This is a genomic window from Nocardiopsis protaetiae (assembly GCF_045446735.1).
Classification (GTDB): Bacteria; Actinomycetota; Actinomycetes; order Streptosporangiales; family Streptosporangiaceae; genus Nocardiopsis; species Nocardiopsis protaetiae.
This window is the reverse complement of record NZ_JBJJBV010000097.1, coordinates 1-21,659: the sequence shown is the minus strand read 5'-3', so window position 1 is coordinate 21,659 and position 21,659 is coordinate 1. Positions and strand designations below refer to the sequence as shown.

At 72.5% G+C, this 21,659-nt stretch carries 18 protein-coding genes; 13 read left to right on the top strand and 5 right to left on the bottom strand.

The genetic code is table 11. From position 1 onward, the window contains the following. Positions 1-51: 51 nt before the first annotated feature. Positions 52-1,278: an ROK family transcriptional regulator gene (locus tag ACJOT3_RS16340; RefSeq protein ID WP_406973600.1), complete on the bottom strand. Its 1,227-nt coding sequence runs from the start codon at positions 1,276-1,278 to the stop codon at positions 52-54. 114 nt (positions 1,279-1,392) lie between these two features. Between ACJOT3_RS16340 and ACJOT3_RS16335 the strand changes: the two genes are divergently transcribed. From ACJOT3_RS16335 to ACJOT3_RS16295, 9 genes are all read left to right on the top strand, one after another. After that, positions 1,393-2,535, top strand: coding sequence for a Gfo/Idh/MocA family protein (locus ACJOT3_RS16335; protein ID WP_406973604.1), 1,143 nt, complete (start codon positions 1,393-1,395; stop codon positions 2,533-2,535). Then, positions 2,532-4,193, top strand: coding sequence for a sugar ABC transporter ATP-binding protein (locus ACJOT3_RS16330; RefSeq protein WP_406973598.1), 1,662 nt, complete (start codon positions 2,532-2,534; stop codon positions 4,191-4,193). The genes ACJOT3_RS16335 and ACJOT3_RS16330 overlap by 4 nt, the downstream gene beginning before the upstream one ends. Further along, a complete protein-coding gene (locus ACJOT3_RS16325; protein ID WP_406973596.1) occupies positions 4,190-5,296 on the top strand; it encodes an ABC transporter permease in 1,107 nt (368 codons plus the stop codon). Before ACJOT3_RS16330 ends, ACJOT3_RS16325 begins: the two co-directional genes overlap by 4 nt. Next, on the top strand, positions 5,293-6,348 hold the full coding sequence (locus ACJOT3_RS16320) for an ABC transporter permease (protein WP_406973594.1): 1,056 nt from the start codon (positions 5,293-5,295) through the stop codon (positions 6,346-6,348). Before ACJOT3_RS16325 ends, ACJOT3_RS16320 begins: the two co-directional genes overlap by 4 nt. A gap of 2 nt (positions 6,349-6,350) precedes the next feature. Then, a complete protein-coding gene (locus ACJOT3_RS16315) occupies positions 6,351-7,562 on the top strand; it encodes a substrate-binding domain-containing protein (RefSeq protein ID WP_406973592.1) in 1,212 nt (403 codons plus the stop codon). Positions 7,563-7,574: 12 nt separating this feature from the next. Continuing rightward, complete coding sequence (locus ACJOT3_RS16310; RefSeq protein ID WP_406973590.1) at positions 7,575-8,462, top strand: sugar phosphate isomerase/epimerase family protein; 888 nt, start codon at positions 7,575-7,577, stop codon at positions 8,460-8,462. Positions 8,463-8,650: 188 nt separating this feature from the next. After that, positions 8,651-12,949, top strand: coding sequence for a ThuA domain-containing protein (locus tag ACJOT3_RS16305; protein ID WP_406973588.1), 4,299 nt, complete (start codon positions 8,651-8,653; stop codon positions 12,947-12,949). A gap of 154 nt (positions 12,950-13,103) precedes the next feature. Next, positions 13,104-13,838: a hypothetical protein gene (locus ACJOT3_RS16300; protein ID WP_406973586.1), complete on the top strand. Its 735-nt coding sequence runs from the start codon at positions 13,104-13,106 to the stop codon at positions 13,836-13,838. Between the two features lie 137 nt (positions 13,839-13,975). After that, complete coding sequence (locus ACJOT3_RS16295; protein ID WP_406973584.1) at positions 13,976-14,980, top strand: sugar phosphate isomerase/epimerase family protein; 1,005 nt, start codon at positions 13,976-13,978, stop codon at positions 14,978-14,980. Between the two features lie 27 nt (positions 14,981-15,007). Here ACJOT3_RS16295 and ACJOT3_RS16290 read toward each other — a convergent pair whose 3' ends face one another. The 4 genes from ACJOT3_RS16290 to ACJOT3_RS16275 all read right to left on the bottom strand — a co-directional run bounded on the left by ACJOT3_RS16290 (position 15,008) and on the right by ACJOT3_RS16275 (position 17,279). Beyond that, positions 15,008-15,244, bottom strand: coding sequence for a hypothetical protein (locus ACJOT3_RS16290; protein ID WP_406973582.1), 237 nt, complete (start codon positions 15,242-15,244; stop codon positions 15,008-15,010). 94 nt (positions 15,245-15,338) lie between these two features. After that, complete coding sequence (locus ACJOT3_RS16285) at positions 15,339-15,710, bottom strand: hypothetical protein (protein WP_406973581.1); 372 nt, start codon at positions 15,708-15,710, stop codon at positions 15,339-15,341. Positions 15,711-15,808: 98 nt separating this feature from the next. Continuing rightward, a complete protein-coding gene (locus tag ACJOT3_RS16280) occupies positions 15,809-16,288 on the bottom strand; it encodes a hypothetical protein (protein ID WP_406973579.1) in 480 nt (159 codons plus the stop codon). A gap of 295 nt (positions 16,289-16,583) precedes the next feature. After that, the gene (locus ACJOT3_RS16275) at positions 16,584-17,279 is read right to left on the bottom strand and encodes a carbonic anhydrase (RefSeq protein WP_406973577.1); all 696 of its coding nucleotides are present in this window, start codon (positions 17,277-17,279) and stop codon (positions 16,584-16,586) included. A 214-nt stretch (positions 17,280-17,493) separates the two neighbouring features. Between ACJOT3_RS16275 and ACJOT3_RS16270 the strand changes: the two genes are divergently transcribed. From ACJOT3_RS16270 to rsgA, 4 genes are all read left to right on the top strand, one after another. Beyond that, positions 17,494-18,135, top strand: a complete 642-nt coding sequence (locus ACJOT3_RS16270) for a TetR/AcrR family transcriptional regulator (protein WP_489685961.1) — start codon at positions 17,494-17,496, stop codon at positions 18,133-18,135. Positions 18,136-18,322: 187 nt separating this feature from the next. Further along, positions 18,323-19,156: an MHYT domain-containing protein gene (locus ACJOT3_RS16265; RefSeq protein ID WP_406973575.1), complete on the top strand. Its 834-nt coding sequence runs from the start codon at positions 18,323-18,325 to the stop codon at positions 19,154-19,156. A gap of 167 nt (positions 19,157-19,323) precedes the next feature. Next, positions 19,324-20,229 carry an MHYT domain-containing protein gene (locus ACJOT3_RS16260; RefSeq protein WP_406973573.1) on the top strand — a complete coding sequence of 302 codons (906 nt, stop codon included), beginning with the start codon at positions 19,324-19,326 and terminating at the stop codon, positions 20,227-20,229. A gap of 279 nt (positions 20,230-20,508) precedes the next feature. Then, a complete protein-coding gene (gene rsgA / locus ACJOT3_RS16255; RefSeq protein ID WP_406973571.1) occupies positions 20,509-21,645 on the top strand; it encodes a ribosome small subunit-dependent GTPase A in 1,137 nt (378 codons plus the stop codon). Positions 21,646-21,659: the final 14 nt, after the last annotated feature.

The window sequence follows — 21,659 nt, the reverse complement described above, 5'->3', positions numbered from 1 at the left end:
CCCCCTCCCCTGTGCCCGGGCCCCGGGCCCAGGCCCCGCAACCCCGACGCCTCAGGCGGTCCCCGCGATGAGCCGGTCGGCCTGTTCCGGGCTCAGGCAGTGCTCGACGACCAGCACCGCGGCCCCGATCTCGCCCGCGCTCTCGGCGGCCACCGACGACACGATGTTGAGGTGCTCGGTGGCCAGCGGCAGCGACCGCTGGTAGATGACCTCGCGCACCCCCGCCAGCAGGTGGTCCCCGGCCAGGGCCAGCGCCCCGCCGATCACGATCACCGACGGGTTGAACATGTTGACGGACGCGGCCAGCACCTCGCCGATGTCGCGGCCCGCCTGGCGCAGGGCGCGCAGCGCCGGGACGGACCCGTTGCGGGCCAGTTCCACCACGTCGCGGGCGCCGTGGGCGGGCACGCCCTCGGCGGTGAGGGCCTCGGCCAGGGCGGCGCCGCTGGCGACGGCCTCCAGGCAGCCGGTGTTGCCGCAGCGGCAGGGCTTGTCGGCGCCGCTGGGGACGTGGATGTGCCCCATGTCGCCGGCCGCGCCCTGGGCGCCCCGGTACACGCGCCCCTCGCTGACGATGCCGCAGCCGATACCGGTGGCGACCTTGACGAACATCAGGTGGCTGGCGGTGGGCCAGGCGGTGTGGTGCTCGCCGATCGCCATGATGTTGACGTCGTTGTCGACCAGCACCGGGACGGCCAGCCGCTCCCCCACGTAACCGGGCACGTCGAAGCCGTCCCAGCCGGGCATGATCGGCGGGTTCACGGCCCGTCCGGTGGAGTGCTGGACGGGGCCGGGCAGGCCGATGCCCAGGCCCAGCAGCTCGGAGACGTCGCGGTCGGCGCGGGCGAGCAGGCCGCGGCCGTGTTCCACCACCCAGTCCAGGACGCGCTCGGGCCCCAGGGCGATGTCGAGGTCGGCGCGGGCCTCGGCGATGACCTCGGCGGCCATGTCGGTGAGGGCGAGCCGGGCGTGGGTGGCGCCCAGGTCGGCGGCGAGGACGACCCGTGCCCGGGGGCGGAACGAGAACGTGGTGGGCGGGCGCCCGCCGGTGGAGACGGCCTCGCCCGCAGGGCCGATGAGGCCGCTGGCCAGGAGGGCGTCCACCCGCTGGGTGACGGTGGACCGGGCCAGGCCGGTGGCCCCGGCCAGCTCTGAGCGGGTGCGGGGGCGGCCGTCGCGCAGCAGCCGGAGCAGGGTCCCCGCCCCGGGCGCGGTCGTGGTGGGAGCGGCCCGGAGTCCTCGGTCGACCGCCGGGCCGGTCAGCGCATCTTCCGTCATGGGACAAGTCAAGCACAGGATCTTTAGACCGTCTCGAATCCATCTATTGCCTTCTCATTTCTCCACTTCTGCTTGACCGTCGACAGAAGTCAGGCGTACGGTGCTGCCATGTCAGTGAGTAAGGTCACAAGCATCGGCGGCGGATCCGATGTCGGGGCGACCGTGCCGAACGCCTACCGGGCCGCCGTGATCGGCACCGGTTTCATGGGCCGGGTCCACAGCCACGCCGTCCGCGCCCACGGGGGCGCGGTCGTCGGGGTCGCGGGCTCCTCCCCTGAGAAGGCCGAGGCCTTCCGCTCCGCCAACGGCGTCGGGCGCGCCCACGCCGACGCCCTGGACCTGATCCGCAGCGACGACGTGGACGTGGTGCACGTCTGCGTCCCCAACCACCTCCACGCGCCCCTGACCCTGGCCGCCCTGGCCGCCGGCAAGCACGTGGTGTGCGAGAAGCCCCTGGCCACCGACGCCGCCACGGCCCGGGAGATGACCGCGGCCGCCGCGGACGCCGGGCTGGTCGCCGTCGTCCCCTTCGCCTACCGCTTCCACCCCATGGCCCGCGAGGCCCGGGCGCTGGTCGCCGCGGGCGCCATCGGCCGGGTCGGCCTGGCCCACGGCGGCTACCTCCAGGACTGGCTGCTGTACCCGCAGGAGGACAACTGGCGGGTGGACCCGCGGATCGGCGGACCCACCCGGGCGTTCGGCGACATCGGCTCGCACTGGTGCGACATGCTGGAGTTCGTCACCGGCGACCGGATCACCGCGGTCAGCGCCCAGACCGGCCGGTTCAACGACGTCCGCGACGGGCGCCCGGTGGACACCGAGGACCTGGTCACCCTCCAGTTCGCCACCGCGGGCGGGGCCGTGGGCGGCGCGGTCATCAGCCAGGTCTCCCCCGGCCGCAAGAACAGCCTGGTGCTGGAGGTCTCCGGCACCGAGGGCTCGCTGCGCTTCGACCAGGAGCGCCCCGAGACCCTGTGGGCGGGCGGGCGCGGGCGCACCGGGATCATCTCCCGCGACGCACCCGACCTGAGCGCCGACGCCGCCCGGCTCACCACCGTCCCCGTCGGCCACCCGCAGGGCTACCAGGACTGCTTCAACGCCCTGGTCGCCGACACCGCCGACGCCGTCTCCGGAGGCTCCCCCGAGGGCCTGCCGGTCTTCGCCGACGGGCTGCGCGCGGCGGTCATCGCCGAGGCCGTGCTGCTCTCGGCCCGTGAACGCCGCTGGGTCGACATAGCCGAGGTGGACCGGGGATGAACGCCGTACCCCCCGCAGAACCGGTGATCCGCATGAGCGGCATCGCCAAGTCCTTCCTCGGCGTGCGCGTCCTGCACGGCGTCGACCTGGAACTGTACCCGGGCCAGGTGCACGCCCTGGTGGGCGAGAACGGCGCCGGGAAGTCGACCCTGATGAAGGTCCTGGCCGGGGTCCACCCGGCCGACGAGGGCACCGTCGAGCTGGACGGGAGCCCCGTCTCCTTCGAGCACCCGGTCCAGGCCCAGCGGGCCGGGGTGGCCACGGTGTTCCAGGAGTTCAACCTGCTCCCGGAGCGCACCGTCGCCGAGAACGTGTTCCTGGGCCGGGAGATCCGGGGCCGGTTCGGCGCCGTGGACGCCCGCGCCATGGAGCGCGCCACCGCGGAGCTGCTCGCCGACCTGGACCTGGTGGGCATCGAGCCCTGGGCCCGCGTCCGGTCCCTGTCGGTGGCCCAGCAGCAGGTGGTGGAGATCGTCAAGGCGCTCTCGCACGACGCCCGCGTGATCTCCATGGACGAGCCGACCGCCGCGCTGGCCGAGAGCGAGGTGGAGGTGCTCTACCGGATCATCGCCCGCCTGCTCGAACGCGGCGTGGCGGTGCTGTACGTCTCCCACCGCATGCGGGAGATCTTCGACCTGGCGACCCGGATCACCGTCCTCAAGGACGGTCGCCTCGTCGACACCGTGGACGCCGCCGGCACCCGCCCGGCCGACCTGGTCCGCATGATGGTGGGCCGCCCGGTGTCGGCGGTCTTCCCCGACCCGCTGGAGCCGGACGGCGACCACCACGGCGACGTGCGCCTGGAGGTGTCCGACGGCGGCAACTCCCAGCTGGACGGCATCTCCTTCGAGGTGCGCGGCGGCGAGATCGTCGGCCTGGCCGGCCTCCAGGGCAGCGGCCGCACCGAGATCGCGCACGCCCTGTTCGGGATCGAACGCTTCACCCGGGGCGCGGTCTCCGTGGACGGGCGCCGGGTCGACCCGCGTTCGCCGCGGGCCGCGATCCGGGCGGGCCTGGTGCTCGTGAGCGAGGACCGCAAGACCCAGGGCCTGGCCCTGAACCAGTCGATCCTGGCCAACGCCCGCCTGGTCCTGGACGCGGTGTGGCCGTTCGGCTCGGGCCCGCGGGCCGCCCGGCTGCCGGGGGTGCTGTCCTCCCTGGAGCTGGTGGCGCGCGGCGGCACCGCCCAGGAGGTCCGCTACCTCTCGGGCGGCAACCAGCAGAAGGTGGTGCTGGCCAAGTGGCTGGCCACCGAACCCGGGGTGATGGTGCTGGACGAGCCCACCCGGGGCATCGACGTCGGCGCCAAGCAGGCCGTCTACCGGCTGATGCGGGAACTGGCGGCGCGGGGCGTGGCCATCGTCCTGATCTCCTCGGAGCTGCCCGAGCTGATCGGGATGTCGGACCGCCTCGTCGTCCTGGCCGACGGCCGGGTGGCGGGTGAGCTGCCCGGCGGCTCCGGCGAGGAGGAGGTCATGGCGATGGCCACCGGCTCCTCCGCCGAGGCCGTCGGCCCGGGGGTGGAGGACCCCCGGATCACCGCCGCGGTGGCCGAGCACGCCGACGACCCCCCGTCCCCCGCTTCCAGCGCCTCCGACTCCGCGGACACCCGTCCCGGCTCCGGCGGCCCGGCCCGACACGAGGAGGCCGCACCGTGAGCACTCCCCCCGCCTCCCCGCTGGACACGGTCCGCTCCCTGTGGGCCCGCACCGGCACCACCGGCCTGGTCTACCTGGCCCTGGCCCTGCTGCTGGTGCTCAGCGCCCTCTACGTGGCGTCCCAGGGCAGGAACCTCTTCACCACGGCCAACACCGTGGACCTGTTCACCCGCAGCAGCCTGCTCGGGTTCCTGGCCATCGGGCAGACCCTGGTCATCCTGTGCCGCTCCCTGGACCTGTCGGTGGGGTACGTGGCGGCCCTGTCCACCGTGGTCGCGGCCACCACCATGGCGGGCGACCCGGCCCGGGTCCCGCTGGGGATCGCCGCCGCCCTGGGCGTCGCGGCGCTGATCGGCCTGGCCAACGGCACCATCGTCACGTGGCTGCGGGTCAACCCGTTCATCGCCACCCTGGGCACGGGGCTCATCATCAAGGGCTACCTGGACACCAACTTCCAGGGCCCGGCCGGGTCGGTGCCCGCCGCGTTCCAGGCCTTCGGCTACACCCGCATCGGGGTGTTCCCGATCTCCACCCTGGTCATGCTGGCCCTGGCCGTCGCGGCGATCGTGTTCCTGCACCGCACCCGCACCGGCTACCACATGTACGCGGTGGGCGGCGACGCCGAGGTGGCGCGCCTGTCGGGGGTCCGCGACCGGGTCCCCGTGATCACCGCGCACGTCCTGTGCTCGATGACCGCCGGGGTGGCCGGGCTGCTGCTGGCCGCGCGGTTCGGCACCGGCAGCGCCCTGGTCTACAACAACGGCTACGAGCTGGAGGCCATCGCCGCGGTGGTGCTCGGCGGGACCTACCTGCTGGGCGGGCGCGGCGGCGTGGCCGGGACCATCGCCGGGGTGCTCATCCTGGCCACCCTCGACACCGTGTTCAACGTGCTGGCGGTGGACCCGTTCGTCAAGGACGTGCTGCGCGGCGTCATCGTCATCACCGCCGTCGCCATCTACGCCCGCGGCCGGCTGTCCCGGTCGGCGGTCCGCGTGCGCTTCCCCTCCGGCGGCCCGCCGCCACCCGCGCCCCCGCCCGACCCGCCCGCCCCGGGCGGCGCCCCGACCCCCGTCACCTCCGGCACCGAGGGAGGCGGCCGATGAACGAGACGCCCGTCCGACGCCCCGCGCCCCTGGCCCTGCTGTCCTCGCTGGGGCGGGGCGGCACCGCCACGGTGCTCCTGATCCTGGTGCTGATCTTCGTGGTCATCGCCACCCAGAACCCGTCCTTCTTCCAGGGTCCGCCGCTCATGGCCTTCGCCAAGAAGGCGGCCCCGCTCGTCATCCTGGCCGTGGGCCAGTACCTGGTCATCGTGTCCGGGGAGTTCGACCTGTCGGTCGGTTCCCTGGTCGGCGCCCAGGTGGTCATCGCGGCCCGGCTGATCGACGGCGAGGAGGGCATGACCCTGCCGGTCATCGGCCTCATGCTCGCCTTCGGCCTGCTGGTGGGCCTGGTCAACGGGCTGGTCACGACACTGCTCAAGGTGCCGTCGATCATCACCACCCTGGGCATGATGCTCGTCCTGTTCGGCGCGGTCCGGTTCTGGACCGGCGGGGCGCCCACCGGCTCCCTGTCGGAGGCGTTCCGCGTCCCGGGCCGGGGCGGGATCGACGGCGTGCCGTTCCTGGGGCAGCTGCCCTGGGCGGCGGTCATCGCCCTGGCGCTGACCGTCGGCGCCGTGTTCCTCATGCGCTCCCCGTTCGGCCGCTCCCTGATGGCGACCGGCGACAACGACGTCGCCGCCGCCTTCTCCGGGGTGCGGGTGCAGCGGGTGCGCACCCTGGCCTTCGTCGGCTCCGCCCTCATGGCGACCGTCGCGGCGATCCTCATCGGCGGGTTCGCCGGGGTCACCGCGCAGGTCGGCCAGGGCCTGGAGTTCACCGCCATCACCGCCGTGGTGCTGGGCGGCGTGGTCCTGGGCGGCGGCCGCGGGACGGTCGTGGCCGCCGCCCTGGGCGCGCTCACCGTCGAAGCCCTGTTCACGCTGTTCAACCAGCTCTACCTGCCCTCGACCATCCAGCCTTCGGTCCAGGGGCTCATCATCATCGCCGCGGTGGCCTATGCCGCCCGCCGCGGCGATCTGCGACCGCCGGGGCGTCCGCGCCGGCGTCCGGACCACGAACCCGAGCGCGAGCCCGGGACCCCCAGGAGGTAATCATGCGCGTTTCACGCATGCTGCTCGCCGGTACCGCCGGCCTGACACTGATGCTCTCGGCGTGTACCACCGACGCGCCGGACGACTCCGCGCAGGGAGGTGAGGGCGGGGGCGGCGCCGGGCTGACCCCGGACGCGGAGTGGTTCGACCAGGCCGAGTACGACGCCCAGCTCGCCCAGCGGGAGATCACCCCCGAGGGCTCGCCCGACGAGCCCTGGCTCCAGGCGATCGAACCGGACTGGACGGACACCTCGGAGTTCGTGCACGACTCCCCGGAGGACGCCACCGTGTGCTTCTCCAACGCCTCGGTCTCCAACCCCTGGCGCGTCACCGGCTTCATCACCATGGAGCAGCAGGTGGAGGCGCTCCAGGAGGAGGGCCGCATCGGCGACTTCCGGGTGTCGGACGCCGCCGACGACGACAACCAGCAGATCTCCGACATCCAGGCCTTCGTGGACTCCGGCGACTGCGACGCCATCATCATCTCGCCGTCCACCACCGCCACCCTGACCCCGGCGGTGGAGACCGCGTGCGAGAGCGGCGTCCCGGTCATCGTGTTCGACCGCGGCGTCAACAGCGACTGCATGGTCACGTTCATCCACCCGATCGGCGGCTACGCCTTCGGCGCCGACGCCGCCGAGTTCCTGGTGGAGAACCTGGAGCCGGGCTCGACGGTGCTGGCGCTGCGCATCCTGCCGGGTGTGGACGTGCTGGAGCACCGCTGGGCGGCCGCCCAGCAGATCTTCGGCGCCAGCGACCTGGAGGTGCTCGGCTTCGAGTTCACCGGGGGCGACGGAGCCCAGATCAAGGACCTGGTCTCCCAGCACCTCCAGCGCGGCGAGGTCGACGGCATCTGGATGGACGCCGGCGACGGCGCCGTGGCCGCCCTGGAGGCGTTCGAGGACGCCGGCCAGCCCTACCCGGTGATCTCCGGCGAGGACGAGCTGAGCTTCATGCGCAAGTGGGACGCCGAGGGGCTGACCGCGATCGCGCCGGTGTACTCGAACTTCCAGTGGCGCACCCCGGTGCTGGCCGCGGCGATGATCTTCGAGGGCGAGGAGGTCCCGGCCGAGTGGATCCTGCCGCAGGAGCCCATCAGCCAGGGGGAGCTCCAGGACTTCCTGGACCGCAACGCCGACATGCCGTCGCTGCACTACGCCAAGTTCGGCGGGGAGGACCTGCCCGGGTTCCCCGAGGCCTGGACCGACCGGTAGGAGGAGGGGCGGATGCGCGCGCTGGGGGTCAACACCTGGGTGTGGACGTCACCGCTGACCGGGGCCGATCTGGAAGTGATCGCCCCCCGGGTGGCGGCGTGGGGGTTCGACGTGATCGAGCTGCCCGTGGAGGACGTCGGCGACTGGGACCCCGGCCGCGCACGGGACCTGGTGAGCGGGCTGGGTCTCGAACCCCGCGTCGTGCTGGTCATGGGCCCGGGTCGGGAGCTGGTCGCGACCGACCCGGGCACCCGGGGCAGGACACAGGACTACCTGCGCCGGGTCGTGGACGCGGCGGCGGCGGTCGGGTCGCCCGTCGCCGCCGGTCCCGCCTACGCGTCGGTGGGCCGCACCTGGCGGATCTCCCCCGCCGAACGTGCGTCCCTGGTGGCGGAGCTGACCGAGGCGCTGGCCCCGGTCGTGGAGCACGCCGCGCAGGCGGGCGTCCGGCTGGCGGTGGAGCCCCTCAACCGGTACGAGACCAGCGTCCTCAACACCGTCGACCAGGGCCTGGAGCTGCTCGCCGACCTGCCGTCGGAGCACTGCGGCCTGGCCCTGGACGTGTACCACATGAACATCGAGGAGCAGGACGTCCCGGCGGCGGTCCTGCGCGCGGGCGACCGGGTCGCCCACGTGCAGGTCTGCGCCAACGACCGGGGCGCCCCCGGCGCCGACCACCTGGACTGGTCCGGGATCGTCGACGCACTGGACACGATCCGTTACCGAGGACCCCTGGTCATCGAATCCTTCACCGCGGAGAATGCCACCATCGCCACCGCGGCCTCCATCTGGCGGCCGCTGGCGGCGACCCAGGACGCGATCGCCGTCGACGGGCTGGCGTTCCTGCGGTCCCTGGACCGCACCGACCGCAACGCACGGGAAGGAGCCGCCGTGGACTGAACCTCCCGCCGATGAGGCGGCCATCCCCGCTTTCCGAACGCGATAGCAGGACCCCCGACGACCCTCCCGCCCCCGGGACGGGTCGCACCCTGCCGTCGGCGCCGGCACGCCGCACGGACTCATCGACACCCGCACCCCCCAGGTGAGGTTCCTCCATGCTCACAAGACCCTTGAGAACGTTGGGGACGATGGCGGCGACGATCGCCCTGGCCCTGGGCCTGACGGCCCCGGTCGCCCAGGCCGACACCGACCCCGCGCCCGACGACACGTTCCGCGCGCTGATCTTCTCCAAGACGGCGGGCTTCCGACACGACTCCATCCCGCACGGCGTCGCCCTCATCGAGGCGCTCGCCGACGAGCACGGCTTCGAGACCGAGCACACCGAGGACTCCTCGGTGTTCAACCCCCAGGACCTCGCGGAGTTCGACGCCGTCGTCTGGCTGTCGACCACCGGCGACGTCCTCAACGCCGACGAACAGGCCGCCTTCGAGGGCTACATCCAGGGCGGCGGCGGCTTCGTCGGCGTCCACGCCGCCTCCGACACCCACTACACGTGGGACTGGTACGGCGAGCTGGTCGGCGCGTACTTCGCCAGCCACCCGCCGGGCACCCAGGACGCCCGGGTGATGGTGAACGACCGCGCCCACCCCTCCACCGCCCACCTGCCGTCCTCGTGGGTGCGCAACGACGAGTGGTACGACTTCGACGCCTCCCCGCGCGGCGACGTCCACGTGCTGGCCGGCCTGGACGAGGCCTCCTACGCCGACCAGGTCGAACCCGGCGGGCAGATGGGCTGGGACCACCCCATCGCCTGGTGCCAGGTGTACGACGGCGGCCGGTCCTGGTACACGGCCGGCGGGCACACGATCGGCTCCTACTCCGAGGCGGACTTCTCCCAGCACCTGCTGGGCGGCCTGCGCTGGGCCGCCGGCGACGTCACGGGCGACTGCGGCGCGACGGTGTGGGACAACTTCGACAAGGTGACCCTCGCCCAGGGCGAGCAGGCCGTGGGCGAGCCCATGGGCATGGCGGTGCTGCCGGACGGCCGGGTGCTGCTCAGCGCCCGCGACGGCACGGTGCGGCTGTGGTCGCCGGACACCTTCTCCACCGAGGTCATCGCCACGGTCCCGGTCTACTCCCACGACGAGGACGGGCTCCAGGGGATCGCCCTGGACCCGGACTTCGAGGAGAACGGGTGGGTGTACGCCTACTACGCGCCCGTCGACCCGGGCGTCCCGGCCGGTGAGGCGCCCGCGACGGGCTCCCCCGAGGACTTCGAGCCCTACGAATCGCACAACAACCTGTCGCGGTTCCGGTTCACGGACGGGGAGTCCCCCGCCCTGGACCTGGCGAGCGAGCAGGTGATCCTGGAGGTGGGCACCGACCGGGGCATGTGCTGCCACGTGGGCGGCGACATCGACTTCGGCCCGGACGGGAGCCTGTACCTGTCCACCGGCGACGACACCAGCGCGTTCGGCTCCGACGGGTACGCGCCCATCGACGAGCGGGCCGGCCGCAACCCGTCCTTCGACGCCCAGCGCAGCTCCGGCAACACCAACGACCTGCGCGGCAAGCTGCTGCGCATCCTCGTGAACGAGGACGGGAGCTACGACGTCCCCGAGGGGAACCTGTTCGAGCCCGGGACGGAGGGCACCCGGCCGGAGATCTACGCCATGGGCCTGCGCAACCCGTTCCGGTTCTCCGTCGACCAGGAGGACGGCAGCGTCTACCTGGGCGACTACGGGCCCGACGCGCCCGCGCCCAACCCCGACCGGGGTCCGGAGAACACCGTCACCTGGCACCACATCACCGACGCGGTCAACATCGGCTGGCCCTACTGCATCGGGAACAACTCCGCCTACATCGACTACGACTTCGGCAGCGGCACCTCGGGCGACCCGTTCGACTGCGCCGCCCCGGTCAACGACTCACCCAACAACACCGGCCTGACCGAGCTGCCGCCGGTCACCCCGGCCGCGATCTGGTACGGCTACGCGCAGTCGGAGACCTTCCCCCACCTGGGGTCGGGCAGCGGCTCGCCGATGGGCGGCCCCGCCTACCACTTCGACCCGGAGCTGGAGTCCGACACCAAGTGGCCCGAGTACTACGACGGGGTCCCGCTCCTCTACGAGTGGGGACGCCAGTGGGTCAAGCAGGTCCACCTGGGCGACGACGGCGGGGTCTCCGACATCACCGAGACGATCCCCGACATCGACCTGGTCAACCCCATGGACATGGAGTTCGGCCCCGACGGCTCGCTGTACGTGCTGGAGTACGGCTCCGGCTGGTTCGGCGGCTCGGAGGACTCGGCACTGGCGCGCATCGACTACTCCGGCGCCGACACCCCCACGGCCCGGATCTCGACGAACACCACGTCCGGCCCGGTGCCGCTCACGGTCGAGTTCTCCGGCTCGGGCTCCTCCCACCCGGGCGGGCTGCCGCTCACCTACGAGTGGGCGTTCGGTGACGGGGCCACCTCCACCGAGACCGACCCCGTCCACACCTACACCGAGCCCGGCCGGTACACGGCGGCGCTCACGGTGACCGACCCCGAGGGCCGCACCGGCACCGCCACCGTGGCGGTGACCGCGGGCAACAGCGCGCCCGAGGTGGTGTTCGAGACGCCGCCGGACGGGTCGTTCTTCACCTGGGGCGAGAGCGTGCCCTTCACGGTGGACGTCACCGACGCCGAGGACGGCACCATCGGCGACGGCATCGACTGCGAGGACGTCACCGTCACCGCCTCCCTGGGGCACGACGTCCACGCCCACCCCTGGACCACCTACGAGACCTGCGACGGAGCCAGCGCCACCCAGGCCGACGGCGGCCACGGCCCGGACATGAACATCTTCTGGGTGCTCGAAGCCTCCTACACCGACACCGGCGGGGACGGGGCTCCCGTCCTCAGCGGGAGCGACGGGGTCAAGCTCAACCCCACCCGGATGCAGGCGCAGTACTACACCTCCGCGTCGGGCGTCCAGACCGAGGCCACCACCGACCCCCAGGGCGGCCTGCGCAACATCGGCTGGATCGACGACGGCGACTGGGTCGCCTACGACCCCGTCCACCTGTCCGGGATCGAACGCCTGGACTTCCGGGTGGCGTCGGAGGGCGTCGGCGGGACCGTCACGGCCCGCGTCGACGGCCCCGACGGCCAGGTCGTGGGCACCGTGGACGTGGCGCCCACCGGCGGGTGGCAGGAGTGGACCACCGTGTCCATGCCGGTCACCGACCCCGGGCACACGTTCGCGCTGTACCTGACGTTCACCAGCGCCGACCCGAACAACCCGAACGGGCTGTTCAACATCAACTTCTTCGACGCGGTCGGAGAGGGCCCGGGCGGGGAGGTCGGCCCGCAGGTGGCGCTGACCAGCCCGCGGGACGGTGACGCGTTCGAGGCCGGCGAGGCGGTGCCGCTGGCCGCCGAGGTGACCGGCGGCTCCGCCGACGGCATCGACCGGGTCGACTTCCTGGCCGGGGACGAGGTCGTGGCGACCGCCACCGAGGCACCCTACGAGGCGTCCTGGACCGACGCCCCCGAGGGGGAGCACACGGTCCGGGCGGTGGCCACCGACGCCGTCGGGATCACCGGCTCCTCGGCCGCCGCGCACATCACCGTGGGCGGCGGGACCGGACCGGAGTGCACGGCGCCCGAGGTCGAGGACGGGTACCGCGCCCTGTGGGACGGGTCCACCCTGGACGGCTGGTCCATGGCCGGGCCCGGCGGCTTCGAGGTCGTCGCCGACCCCGACGGGGACGGCTGCGCCCTGGAGAGCAGCGGCGGCATGGGGCTGCTGTGGCACGAGGACGCCCTGGGCTCCTACCGGTTGAAGGTCGACTTCCTCACCCCCCGGGAGAACGACAACTCCGGGGTGTTCGTCGGGTTCCCCGACCCCGGTGACGACCCGTGGGTGGCCGTCGACGAGGGCTACGAGATCCAGATCGACCCGTTCGGGGCGCCCAGCGGCGACCCGCTCACGCAGACGGGCGCGGTCTACGGGTTCCAGGCCGCGAGCGCCCACCCGGCGGTCGTCGGCGAGTGGAACACGCTGGAGATCGAGGTGGACGACCCGGTGATCCGCGTGTGGGTCAACGGGGAGCAGGTCAACGAGTTCGAGAGCACCGACCCCGCCCGGGACCTGTCCTCGGGGTACGTCGGACTCCAGAACCACGGCGACGCCGACCGGGTCCTGCTGCGCGACGTGCGGGTGCGGGACCTGGAGCCGGTCGAGCCGATCTCCTTCGCCGGAGCCCGCGAGGCCATCGCGGACCTGGCCGGGGAGGGGCTGCTCACCCTCTCCGAGGAGAGGCGCCTGCTCCCGCAGGTGGAGCTGGCCGAGCACAACCACGGGGTCGGCCGCGCCGACCAGGCGCGGCGGTCCGTGGACCGCTTCGTCGAAGAGGCCGAGAAGATCGCCGACCCCGACGGACGCGAGGAGGTGCTGGCCCTGGCCGCGCGGCTGCGGGCCTTCCTGCGCAACGACTGACCGAACGAACGACTGAACGACTGGACTGACGAACGACCCCGCGGGCGGGGCGGCACACCCCGCCCGCACCTTCTCGCGGTGGGCGCCGGCCGGAGGGCGCGCACCGCGACGACCCGGTTTCCGTACCACACAACGACGAGAAGGAGGTGTCACGGTGACCACCGAACAGCGGGACAGGACCCCCGCGGACGAGACGCAGGAGACGATGGCGACATCGCCCCTCACCTGGTGGCTGACCGTCGGCTCGGTCGTGGTGGTGGGCGCCGTCGTCGCCGCGGTGATCTTCCTGTTCCCCGGCGGCGACGGCACCGTCACGCCCGACCCCGCACGGGTCGCCGAGCTGGAGGCGTCGGCGCAAGCGCGCGACGCCGAGCTGGTCGGCGCCCTCATCGACGACACGCGCACCGCCCACGCGGCCCTGGTGCCCGTGCTGACCGACATGGAGGAGTGGCTGCCCACCGACGGGTCGCACCCGTCGCTGGACATGGCCCAGGCCTCCGACGTCCACACCTGGCGCACCGAGATCGGCGCCGCCATCGACCTGTACGCCGAGTCCCCGGGCGGGAGCACCGCCCACAACGTCGCGCACGCGGGCTTCGGCTCCGCGCTCGGCGTCCTGCGCCTGTCCGTGGAGACCTACTCCAAGGCGGCCCTCACCGAGGACGAGGACCTGCGCATGGACATGCTCCACCTGGCCATGGACCTGCGCACCGAGGCGGTGCGCGCGTGGTCGGTGGCCGCCACCCAGCTCGACCAGGTCGGGGTGGACACCGGGCACGGCCACGTCCACCTGTACCTGCCCGCGGATCCGGGTTCGGGTGCGCTGGCCGCCGACGGCGCCGAGGAAGGAGAGGGCGCCGCCTCGCCGGGCGGGCACGACGACCACTGACCGCGGACGAACGCCGACCGCGGACGACCGACCACAACAGACACGGTCCCGCCGGTGTGCCGGCACCGGCGGGACCGTCCACCATCCTCCCGGCTCACGCGACGCGCGCCAAGGGCGCGACGAAGAAAGGTCCGATCATGACACGACCAGTCACCCTCTTCACCGGGCAGTGGGCCGACCTGCCCTTCGAGGAGATCTGCTCCCTGGCGTCCTCCTGGGGCTACGACGGGCTGGAGCTCGCCTGCTGGGGCGATCACCTCGACGTCACCCGGGCCGCCGTCGACGACGACTACGTGCGCGACCGCCTGGACACCCTCAAGCGGCACGGGCTGGGGCTGTGGGCGATCTCCAACCACCTGCTCGGCCAGGCGGTCTGCGACGACCCCATCGACCAGCGGCACAAGGACATCCTGCCGTCCCGGGTGTGGGGCGACGGCGAGCCCGAGGGCGTGCGGCGGCGCGCGGCCGAGGAGATGAAGACGACCGCGCGGGCCGCGGCCCGGCTCGGGGTGTCCACGGTGGTGGGCTTCACCGGGTCGGCGATCTGGAAGTACGTGGCGATGTTCCCGCCGGTGGGCGAGGACGTCATCGCGGCCGGGTACCGGGACTTCGCCGACCGGTGGAACCCCATCCTGGACGTGTTCGACGAGGTGGGGGTGCGGTTCGCGCACGAGGTGCACCCCTCCGAGATCGCCTACGACTACTGGTCGACGCAGGCGGCGCTGGAGGCGGTGGGCCACCGGGAGGCGTTCGGCCTGAACTGGGACCCCAGCCACATGGTGTGGCAGGACATCGACCCGGCGGGGTTCCTGTGGGACTTCCGGGACCGGATCTACCACGTGGACTGCAAGGACACCCGCAGGCGGACCGGCAACGGCCGCAACGGGCGGCTGGGCTCCCACCTGCCCTGGGGCGACCCGCGGCGCGGCTGGGACTTCGTGTCCACCGGCCACGGCGACGTGCCCTGGGAGGACTGCTTCCGGGTCCTGAACTCCATCGGCTACACCGGGCCGATCTCGGTGGAGTGGGAGGACGCGGGGATGGACCGGCTGGTCGGCGCGGCCGAGGCGGTGGAGTTCGTCCGCTCCCACGCCTACGACCCGCCGCAGGCGTCGTTCGACGCGGCGTTCGGCTCCGACTGACGCCCCGTCCGGCCGTCCGGCCGCGGATCACATCATGGGGGCGATGACCACCCGGTATCCGCGGCCGTCGGCCACGACGTCGCGCCGGAAGTCGTTGACCCGGTTGACCGAGTCCTGGACGGCCCGGCCGCTGAACGCCGCCGGGTCGGCGGCGGGCAGGCGGCCCAGGACGGCGCGGACGGCCTCGTCGACGGACAGCACCGTCTCCCGGTGCTCCGGGACGATGCGCGCGTCGTCGAGGCGGCTGATGGCGATCCGGAACATGGCCGGTTCTCCTCGGGCGTGGGGGCGGCTGTGGGAGAGCGGGGTCTGCCGCCATTGTCCCCCATCACCACCCCCTCGCGTTCCCGTGCCGGGATCAGACCTCCAGGGTCTCCTCGATGCCCTTGAGGCCGTGCCGGGCCAGGGCGAGGTTGCCCCGGGAGCGGTCCAGGGCCAGGTAGAGGAACAGCCCCTGGCCCTTGCGGCTGGTGAGCGGGCGGATGATGTGGTACTGCCCGGACAGCGTGATGAGGATGTCCTCGATGGCGTCGTTGAGGCCGAGCTGGTCCATGGTGCGCATCTTGGCGCGGACCACCTCGGTGTTTCCCGCGGCCGCGACGGTGAGGTCGAGCGAGTTGGTGGAGGCGAGGGTGCCCAGCGCCATCCCGCTGCTGTAGTCGACGACGGCGGCGCCCACGGCCCCGTCGATCTGCATCATCTCTTTGAGCCCGGCTTCGATGTTCGGCATGTCCTTCTCTCTCCTTTGGATGGTTCGGCGTGCCTGCCCCCGCTTGGTGATCCAGCGGCGCAGCCCGTGGACCGCGCGGCGCGGGGAGGAGCCACCGGTCACGCGGTCACCGCCCGGTCGGGGCGGTCGGTGGACAGGGTGCGCAGTGCGCCCAGGACGCGTTCCAGGACGCCGCGGTCCACGGGGACGGCGGTCCGGGGACGGGGGACGGCCCCCCGGCCCGGCAGCGGGGGCCGGTCCCGGTCGCGGCGGGGTACGGGCGCCCGCGCGGTGCGGGCGAGGTGGCGCAGGTGCCGCAGGGCGAGACCGAGGTTCCCCTCCGCCCGGGACACCCGCGCCCGCAGGCACAGGTCCCCGGCCCCGGCCAGGACGGCGGCCAGGACGTGGTGTCCGGCGTCGGAGACGACGACGTCCTCCATGTCCTGGGCGGCGCCCAGCGGCCCCGCGTGCATGGCCCGCAGGATCTCCACGGTGTCCTCGGGGCGGTCCTCGTCGCCGACGTGGACGAGCGTCCGCCCGCTCCGCCAGTCGACGAGGTGGACGCTGCGCACCCCGGGCGTCCGGAGCAGGTCCCTCATCTGTCGGTCGATCGCGCGCACATCGGTCCTTTGCGAAGACGGGGGTCGGACGGCCCGCGGAGGACGGGAGCCGCGGGCCGCCCCGGTACGGACAGAACACGACGATAGGCGGACTCGGACCGTTTCGCTGGCTTTTCCGAGATTTATTGCGTTATGCCTGACAGGAGAGCCGAGTCGGCAATGCCGACCCGGAAAGGATCGTGCATGGAAGGCCCGGTAAAAACGGCGATCGCCCGTAATGGTACGGGCGATCGCCTTTATCGTCGTATGGGTTCTTCGGGACCTACGATCCGGGTCAGAGCCAGTCGACCCCGTACCCCTGGAGGTCGTAGCGGGCGGCGACGACGTCCAGCTTCCCGGCCGCGACGAAGGGCGCGAGCTCCTCGTCCTCGCGCAGCCGGTCCGCGATGTGCGCGGCGTTGGCGCGCACGCAGTCGTCGACGAAGTCCTCGCCCTCGTCGGGGGTGGACTCGACGACCTCAAGGATCTGCTCCACGAGGTAGCCGACGTGGCCGTGCGGGAGCTCTCCGGTGCGGTGGGCGTCCACCGCGGCGCTCACCGCGCCGCAGGCGGAGTGGCCCAGGACGACGATGAGCGGAACCTCCAGATGCTCGACGGCGTAGGAGATACTGCCGAGTACGGAGGAGTCCAGGACCTCGCCCGCGGAGCGGACGGTGAACAGGTCGCCCAGGCCCCGGTCGAAGACCAGTTCCGGGGCGACGCGGGAGTCGGCGCAGCCGAGGATGAGCGCGAAGGGGTTCTGTCCCTGCGCGACCTCGATCCGGCGGTTGCGCCCCTCGTTGGGGTGGCGGGAGGCGAACCGGCGCCAGCGCCGGTTGCCCTCCTTGAGCAGTCGCAGCGCCTCGTGGCGGTCCCCCTCGAACGGGAGTCCGGGCGAGGCCCAGACCGGGGCGGGAGCCGCGACGGCCAGGGCGGCTCCGGCGCCACCGAGAAGGGAGGCACGCAGGGCGTGACGACGTGAAATGGCCATGGGGAGTCTCGTTCTTCTTCGTTTCGAGGCGGGTCGCGCCTCCTGGCAAACAAAGCGAACAAAAACTACGCTCCTCCCAAAAAGGACACAAGTCACTTAACGGGTTCTTAGCGCTCCCCCCACACCCGCACCGCCCTCACCTCTACCAACGCCCCTGGATACGCCGTAGACTCCCTACCGACCGATCGTTCAGTATGAGGTGGATTCGACAACCGTGCCCCGAACCAGCCCCGGCGAGTCCGCGCCCCCGCGCTCCGCACGACGCCGCTCCGGACGCCCCGGACACGATGCCGACTCCGTCCTGCACGTGGCGGCCCGCGTCTTCAACGAACGCGGCTACGACGGGACCAGCATGGAGGACCTGGCGCGCGCCCTGGGCGTCACCAAGTCCGCGATCTACCACCACGTCTCCAGCAAGACCGAGCTGCTGCGCCGCTCGCTCGACCTGGCCATGGACGCCCTGTTCGCGGTCACCCGCGAGGAGGCCTCGACCGCCGGCCCGGCCGTGGACCGGCTCGACCACGTCCTGCGCGGCAGCGTCCGGGTGCTGGTGGAGCTGCTCCCGCACGTCACGCTGCTGCTGCGGGTGCGCGGCAACACCGAGGTGGAGAAGCACGCCCTGGAGCGTCGGCGCGAGTTCGACCACCTGATCGCCGACCTGGTCCGCGAGGGCATCGTCGACGGGGACATCCGCGACGACGTCGACCCGGCGGTGGCCGCCCGGCTGCTGTTCGGCATGGTCAACTCGATCGTGGAGTGGTACAAGCCCGACCGCGGGCTGTCGGCCGAGGAGATCGCGGACACCCTCGCCACCGTCGCCTTCCAGGGGCTGCGCCGTCCCCCGCACCCCGCCTGAACTGGGCATAGGTGATGTCGGACACACAGGTCACGGTCACCGTCGGTCACATGTCCACCGGGGCCGGGCGTCCACCCGAGACGAAGGTCCCGAAAGCAAGACCGTGTAATCTTCTGCGGTTTTCTTTCCCATATGTGCTTTCTATGATTTTTTCAGTCAGGAAATCGCACAGTCGGGACGGAAGAGCATGGTCGACCACTTCACCTACGGTCCGTGGACTCCGGGGATCGCTTACGCGGTGTCGGTCATCGGTTCCTTCATCGGCCTGATGGCGGCCACCCGGGCGCGCGCCGCCGCCGGCCGCCTCGTCCGGATGCAGTGGCTGGCCGTGAGCGCGGTCTGCCTGGGCGGCACCGCCGTGTGGTCCATGCACTTCATCGCCATGATGGGCTTCCGCGTCTCGGGCGCCCCCATCCGCTACGACACCGCGCTGACCCTGGCCAGCGGCATCACCGCCGTCCTGGTCATGGGCGTTGCGCTGTACCTGACCATCCGCCGCGGGACCACCGGCTGGCTGCTGCTCAGCGGTGCCATCGCCGGGTCCGGGATCGTCGCCATGCACTACATGGGCATGGCCTCGATGAACCTGCACGGCGAGCTGCACCACGACCCGGTGTTCGTGGTCGCCGCGACGGCGATCGCCCTGGCCGCGGCCACCGCCGCCCTGTGGTTCGCACAGCGCGTCGCGGGCCTGCCCGCCATCACCCTGGCCTCGCTGCTCATGGGCGTCGCCGTCTCCTGCATGCACTACACCGGCATGTTCGGGATCAGCGCCACCGTGAGCGCCGAGCACCACACCTCCTCCCCGGACGGGGCCACCTCCTCGGAGCTGCTGCTGCCGCTCGTGGTGGGCCTGTTCGTCCTGCTGCTCGTGTGCAGCCTCTTCCTCATGCTGGGCGTGGAGGACACGCCCCGGCGCCGGGAGGCGGAGCCCGCGCCGGCTCCGGAACAGGGGAATGCGGAAAGCGGAGAGTATTCTCCCCGTCACGTTTTCGACACCAATCGAACGCGCGACCGATAACCCGTATTCGGACATCGGGAGCACGGGGCAGGAAAACTCCTCCCACCAGGCGAATTGACCAGATCGGGACAGGCCGGTTTCGTTTGGGCCCTGGTTTTCTGGGGTTTTCCTGCATAACATCCATAATCCGCGTCCAATGTGACGCAGGTCATGGAAAGTGGAGTCCCGTGCTCGACGATGTCTTCGGCCAGGACTGGCTGACCCCCGCCATCGCGTTCACCGTCTCGGTGATCGGATCCTTCCTCGGACTCTCCTTCGCCTACCGGGCCCGCCGCGCCATCGGGCTCGCCCGGTGGCACTGGACGGTGCTCGCCGCCCTGGCCCTGGGCGGTATGGCCGTGTGGTCCATGCATTTCATCGCCATGATGGGCTTCCGCCTCTCGGGCACCGCCATCCGCTACGACACGCTGCTCACCCTCGTGAGCGGCGGCACCGCCATCGTGGTCATGGGCGGCGCGCTCGCCCTGAGCATGCGCAACCGGAGCACCCCCGTGCTGCTGCTCAGCGGCCTGCTGCTGGGTGCGGGCGTGATCGCCATGCACCTCACCGGCATCGCCTCGATGAACGTCCACGGCGCGCTGCACCTGTCCGCCGGGTACACGGTCGTCTCCTGCGTGATCGCGCTCGTGGCGGCCACCGCCGCCCTGTGGTTCGCCACCCGGGTCACGGGGCTGGGCGCCAACGCCGGCGCCTCCGTGCTGATGGGCGTCGCCATCACGTCGATGCACTACACGGGGATGGCGGGGGTGCACCACGAGGCCCCCGACTTCACCCGCTACGGCGCCCCCGAGGGTTCCACCGTGCCCGACCTGATGCTGCCGATGATCGTGGTGCTCTTCGTGTTCCTGCTCATCTGCAGCCTCTTCCTCCTGCTGGGGGTCGAGGAGGAGCGCACCGACTACAGCCGCCGCCCCGAGCACGCCGCCGACGTCCCCCCGGACGACGAGGTGCGCCCCGGGGACGCCGGCTACAACCCGCGCCACGCCTCGGCGCCCCCCGTCCCGCCGCCGGCCCTGCCGGCGCCGGTCGAGCAGTACCGGCCGACCGACGACGTGTGGACGCGCCGCCGCTGACGGCCCGGGGAGGACCCCCGGCCGGAGAACCGGCGGCCGGAAAAGCGGCGGCCGGAAAAGCGGCGACCGGAAAAACCACTGGCCATCGCGGGCCCGCCGAGTGTAGGTTCGGCGGGTCCGCGTGCGAGTGCCGCGGAGCGAGACGGAGAGGAGGACGTGCCATGACTGTGACCGTCCTTGATCGTGCCCCCCACCTCCCGACGTTCCGCGAGCCCTGAGCGCACCCGACGACTCCCCGGGTGCCCGGCTCGCTTTCTTCCCGAAAGAAAGAGCCGTACCGTGAACACCCGTGTCACCGACACACCTTCATCTCCGCTGACCGCACCGGCCCACCCGCTGACCGCACTGGGCTGGAACCCGCGCGTCGCGACCGCCTTCGACTCCGTCGCCCACGGCTCGGAGCACCTCCTGGTGCCCGGGCGCGTGAGCGCCGCCCGCCGCGGCGGCTCGGTGGTCCGCACCCCCGAGGGTGAGGTCCCCGCCGACCACTCCCCGGCCGTCCTCAAGGACGCGCGGACCGACCCCACCCGGGCCCCGAGCACCGGCGACTGGGTCGCCGTGCGCCGCTCGGGCGACACCTGGCTGGTGGAGGCCGTGCTGGAGCGCTCCGGCACCCTCGTCCGCCAGGGCATCGCCAAGGACTCCTACGACCAGGTCCTCGCCGCCAACGTGGACCGCGTCCTGATCTGCGAGGCCGCCGACCAGGGACCCAACGTGGGCCGCCTGGAGCGGTTCCTCAGCCTGGTCTGGGCGGGCGGCGCCGAACCGGTCGTCGCCATCACCAAGGCCGAACTGGCCGGGGACCGGCTGCCCGAGGTCGTCGAACTCGTGCGCTCGGTCTCCCCCGGCATCGAGGTGCACGTGGTCAGCGCGCACACCGGCCAGGGGCTGGACGGCCTCGCCGAGCGCATGGCCCCGGGCTCCACCTGGGTGCTGCTGGGCACCTCCGGCGCGGGCAAGTCCAGCCTGATCAACGCCGTCGCCGGGCAGGATCTCATGGACACCGGCGAGATCCGCGGGGGCGACAAGCGGGGGCGGCACACCACCACCCACCGGCAGCTGCTGGTGCTGCCCGACGGGGCGATCGTCCTGGACATCCCCGGGGTGCGCCGCATCGACGTCCCCGGCGAGGCCGGGGGCGTGGACCGGACCTTCGCCGACGTCACCGACCTGGCCGGGCAGTGCCGGTTCCGGGACTGCGTCCACGAGAGCGAACCCGGATGCGCGGTCCGCGCCGCCATCGACGAGGGCGAGCTGGACCTGAACCGCCTGGAGCGCTGGAACCGGCTGCGCCGCGAGTCCGAGCGCAACCGGGCCCGGGGCGACGCACGGCTGCGCTCGGAGCAGACGCGCAAGTGGAAGGCCCTCACCAAGGAGGGCCGCGAGCGCGGCAGGCTCAAGCGCGGCGGCCGCTGAGAAACGGGCGACGG